We start from the raw sequence: 4,637 nt of genomic DNA on the forward strand, positions 1-4,637 counted from the left end.
CAAAAACCGTCAACGTATTTTAGGACGGGTCACGGGTGCCTGTCAGGCGGCCCCGTGACCTAAGACCTCAGGCAGACGACATCACCCGGCCGCCGTGAACATTGTGCAGATGCTCAATCAGGAAGTCCTCAAGCTCGAAGCGGGTTTCGAGAGACTCCCCCAGCCGAGATAACTCAGCCATCAGCTCTTCCTGGCTGCGGGTTTCTGGCCCACCGTCCAGCCGCTCGTTAAAATCCAGAACCACGCCGGTGGTTTCCGTGATTTTCGGGTATATTTTTTCGGCCAGCTCAGCACCGCCATCATCAAACTCTCTGGCTTCCTGAATCAGCTGCTCGTAGACCTCGAAGTGCCCGGCTGACACATAGTCCACCAACACCTCACACAAATGTTCCAGAGCACCTCTGAGGGCTGAGGGTGCCGATATTCTGGCGGTATCAGAGACGTCGCAATAATGCACCAGCAGCTCCTGCCGCTCCTTGAGCCAACGGTCGATAAGATCGCTTACGCCTCCCCAGCGCTCCTTCGCATTACGGCAATTCTCTAACATGGTGCCTCCCGGCGTTTCTGAGCGTGCAATTGTCAGGATTGTCCGTCAAGTTACCCCAATCAGCTCCGCAGGGGCAAGCCTCAGTTCATCCAGCCCTGAGACCTGCGGCTGCGAACAGCGCCGAACAGAATTGCGAGCCCGGCAAGAATGATCAGCACGAAGAAAACCGCCGTCCAGCCGGGAATACTCAGTCCCAGGAAACGCCAGGAAACGACCGCACAATCACCGGTACCGCGCATGGCCGTCATCAGCACATCCATCAGTGGAAACACTTCCAGCATGTACTCCACTGATGGTCCGCAGGCGGGCACCTGGTCGGGTGGCAGGCTTTGCAGCCAGAGCTGACGGCCCGCCAGACCAACCCCGACACCGGCAAACACCGCCAGCAGCAGACCATAGACACGTCCCATCACGTTGCCGGGATTGTGCAACAGCGCGATCAGGCCAACCAGCCCAACCGCCATAAAGGCAAACCGCTGCAGCCAGCATAGCGGGCAAGGCTCAAGCCCCATGACGTACTCCATATAGAACGCCACCGCCAGCAATACGGCAGGCACCAAAAAAGCCAGCAGGAAAATCAGTCGGCGCATGGTTCAATCAACCTCTAGAATGGACGTGAATGGCTGCAGGACTTTCGGTGTCCTGTTATTCTCATTATCTAACGCGCCGGTTCTGGCCGGCACACCAGGCCCGTGGAGCGCTTCGCCCCCCTGATCACGGAAGCGCGGCGGCCGCCACAGGTTCCAACAAATAAACGGGCAACACAAGTACCCTATGAAACGACTCCTACTTCGCTGGCCAGCCCTGTTCATCGCCTCCCTGCTGTTTGCGTCAGCTGCGATAGCGCAGGATGAAACCCCGACTGAAACGGAACCGGAAGCGCCACGCTATACGGCCTATGTCGATATGTCGCCGGCATTCGTAACCCATATCGGTCCGCCCGCCGAGCGACCCAGCTATCTGAAAACAGACATCACCTTGCGGGTCGCCACAGAAACAGCCGAAGCCGCTATTGAAACCCACATGCCGAGGCTCCGCCATGAACTGGTCATGCTTTTTGGAGAACAGCAGGATCTGGATCAGCTTTCATCGACGGAGGGGCAACGCTCACTCCGCGAAGAAGCCATACTTCGTATCAATGCTGTGATGGAAGAACAGCAGACCGGTGAACAGGTGACCGATGTGCTGTTTACCACGTTTGTCATTCAGCGCTAGGCTTTGAGGTAGTCTTCGAGGAACACGCCAAATTCCGGCTGAGGCTCGGCTTCCATACGGGCCTGCTCTGCCAGAGAATCACGGCTCATCTGCTCAAAAGCAGCCAGTGAGGTTGCGCCGGGTGCTGCGGCACGCAGGCTTTGCTGATGCTGACGGGACAGCTCCAGCGTCCATTCCCGGTGTCCCTGACCGGTTGCCGACATGGCATCCATGACACGCTGCGACGGCAGCAGCTCCGGATTCGCCAGCTTTTCCTGCTGCACAGCCAGCGCATTGCCATACCGGTTCCCCTGTTGCCAGCTATCCAGTAACTCGGCCAGCGGCGCCAGGTCGTCGACAACCTGGCGGGCCGCATCGGAGAGAGCCACTGAGGCTCCGCCCCACTCCAGCATCAGGTCCGAAGCTCGGCCCCGGTCAACCACGTCCTTGTAGTTATCGTCCAGACGATTGCACTCCAGATCCCCGATGCGCGGACTGTCATGAAGCAGACAGCCCAGCAGAAACAAGTCGAGAAAATCGATCTGGGGTGCGGTCAGTCCCACCGGCGAGAAAGGATCCAGATCCAGGCAACGCACCTCAACATATTCGACGCCCCGGCTTTCCAGAGCCTGTATTGGTTTTTCTGCCCGTTCAGTGGTGCGCTTCGGACGGACCGAGCTGTAATACTCGTTTTCGATCTGCAGAATGCTGGTATTGATCTGGATAAACTCGTCACCACGGCGGGTGCCTATGGCTTCATAGGCTGGCCACGGTGTGTGGATAGCCCTATCAAGTGTCTGGGTATAGGTGCTCAGCTCGTTAAAACAGATGTTGAGGGAAGACTGGGCGTTATTGTGATAGCCCAGGTCGCTCATCCGCAGGGACGTGGCTTGCTGGCCGTACCAGGTCTCGTTGCCCAGCGGGCTGAGCTGGTGCTTCACGCCACTGACAAAGCTGGCATCCAGGGCCGGTGATGCACCAAACAACAGCATCAGCAACCAGCTGCGGCGACGAAAGTTGCGAATCAGCCAGAAATACTGATCGGACTTGAAGTCCTTCAGGGACTGCGTGTTGTCCAGCGAACGCTGCCATACCTGCCAGAAACTGTCCGGCAGGGAAAGGTTGTAATGGGCGCCGGCGATGCTCTGCATCATCCGGCCATAACGTACCGCCAGGCCTTGCCGATAGACATGCTTCAGGCGACCTATATTGGAGGTACCGTAAGTTGCTATGGGGATGCTTTCATCTCCATCCAGCTGACAAGGCATACTGGCGGGCCAGAACAGCTCGTCGCCCAGATGCTGCTGAACAAACCAGTGAATATCCCGCAGTGACTCCAGCATCTCCTCGGTGTTACGGCACACCGGGGTAATCAGCTCCAGTAACGATTCGGAATAGTCGGTGGTAATCTGCGGGTGAGTCAGCGCCGACCCCAGCGCCACCGGATGGGGCGTCTGGGCAATGTAACCATTTTGATCAACCCGCAGCCCCTCCTTTTCTGCCCCCTTCAGGAAACCGTCCCAGTCACCGGCTTTCAACTGTGCAAACAAGGTATGGCGCGAAGCACCCATGAATGACTCCTAGATAGACGCGGAACAGCCGGTCCGGCTGATCTGCAAACTTTAGCATGAAAGGCCCGTAAAAGAGGCCAACCTCAGCGACCGGGTTTGCGGGCCGCAGCCAGTGCCTGGGCCAGCGCACCGGCCATCGCACCGTCTGCTGACGAGCCCCGGGAATCCCGTGCCGGCGCGGCTCCGCCCCTGTTACGAGTGCTTCCGCCAGACCGACTTCTATCGCCCGTGGTTTTTTCTGCACGGGCCGGTCGGCCACTCTCACCGGGAACATCATCCAGGCGCATGGACAAGGCGATGCGCTTGCGGGGGATATCCACCTCCATCACCTTGACCTTGACAATGTCTCCGGCCTTGACGACCTCCCGCGGATCCTTGACGAACTCGTGAGACAGCGCCGATATGTGTACCAGGCCATCCTGATGAACGCCGATATCAACAAACGCCCCGAAATTGGTCACGTTACTCACAGTGCCTTCCAGGGTCATGCCTGGCTTCAGGTCATTCAGGGTTTCGACGCCTTCCTGAAAGCTGGCAAAGCGGAACTCAGGGCGCGGATCCCGGCCCGGTTTTTCCAGTTCGGAAATAATGTCACGTACCGTCAGTACGCCGAACTTTTCGGTGACATAGTCGTCTGGCTTCAGGGAACGCAGAAAGGCTGAATCCCCCACCAGCTGAGCGACCTTGCGACCGTTTTTCTTCGCTATGGCCTCGACCACGCCATAGGCTTCCGGGTGCACCGCAGAACGATCAAGGGGGTTGTCACCCTGATTGATCCGCAGGAAACCGGCAGCCTGCTCAAAGGCTTTCGGGCCTACCCGGGGCACATCCAGCAACTGGCGCCGACTGCGAAACCCACCCTGCTGACTGCGAAATTCAATGATATTCTCGGCCGTGGTCAGGTTCAGTCCGGAGACCCGGGCCAGCAGCGGCGCTGACGCGGTATTCAGGTCCACACCAACACCGTTGACACAGTCTTCCACCACCGCGTCGAGGCTTCGGGCCAGCTGCACCTGGGATACATCGTGCTGGTACTGCCCTACGCCAATGGACTTGGGTTCGATTTTCACCAGCTCCGCCAGCGGATCCTGTAAACGGCGGGCAATGGACACCGCACCACGGATGGGGACATCGAGATCCGGCAGTTCACGGGAGGCAAATTCGGACGCCGAGTAAATGGACGCCCCCGACTCGCTGACCACGATACGGGACAGTTTCAGGTCCGGGTAACGCTTGCACAGGTCGGAAACCAGCTTGTCGGTTTCACGGGAGGCGGTACCGTTGTCAATGGCCACCAGCTCGATCCTGTGCTCGCGACACCAGAC

Annotated in this window: 5 protein-coding genes; 1 reads left to right on the plus strand and 4 read right to left on the minus strand. The window is 58.5% G+C overall.

The features are described from left to right. Positions 1–67: 67 nt before the first annotated feature. The gene (rsd, locus tag AAC035_RS18825; protein ID WP_339806645.1) at positions 68–547 is read right to left on the minus strand and encodes a sigma D regulator; all 480 of its coding nucleotides are present in this window, start codon (positions 545–547) and stop codon (positions 68–70) included. A gap of 80 nt (positions 548–627) precedes the next feature. Beyond that, on the minus strand, positions 628–1,137 hold the full coding sequence (locus tag AAC035_RS18830; protein WP_339806646.1) for a disulfide bond formation protein B: 510 nt from the start codon (positions 1,135–1,137) through the stop codon (positions 628–630). 184 nt (positions 1,138–1,321) lie between these two features. Here AAC035_RS18830 and AAC035_RS18835 point away from each other — a divergent pair, with 184 nt between their 5' ends. Further along, on the plus strand, positions 1,322–1,762 hold the full coding sequence (locus AAC035_RS18835; RefSeq protein ID WP_339806647.1) for a flagellar basal body-associated FliL family protein: 441 nt from the start codon (positions 1,322–1,324) through the stop codon (positions 1,760–1,762). Here the strand turns inward: AAC035_RS18835 and gshA are convergent. Together gshA and AAC035_RS18845 are read right to left on the minus strand one after the other, a co-directional pair. After that, positions 1,759–3,312: a glutamate--cysteine ligase gene (gene gshA, locus AAC035_RS18840; protein WP_339806648.1), complete on the minus strand. Its 1,554-nt coding sequence runs from the start codon at positions 3,310–3,312 to the stop codon at positions 1,759–1,761. The genes AAC035_RS18835 and gshA overlap by 4 nt on opposite strands. An 83-nt stretch (positions 3,313–3,395) precedes the next feature. After that, a partial coding sequence (locus AAC035_RS18845) for a helix-hairpin-helix domain-containing protein (RefSeq protein WP_339806650.1) occupies positions 3,396–4,637 on the minus strand: 1,242 nt, incomplete at its 5' end.

The organism is uncultured Marinobacter sp. (genome assembly GCF_963974375.1).
Taxonomy (GTDB): domain Bacteria; phylum Pseudomonadota; class Gammaproteobacteria; order Pseudomonadales; family Oleiphilaceae; genus Marinobacter.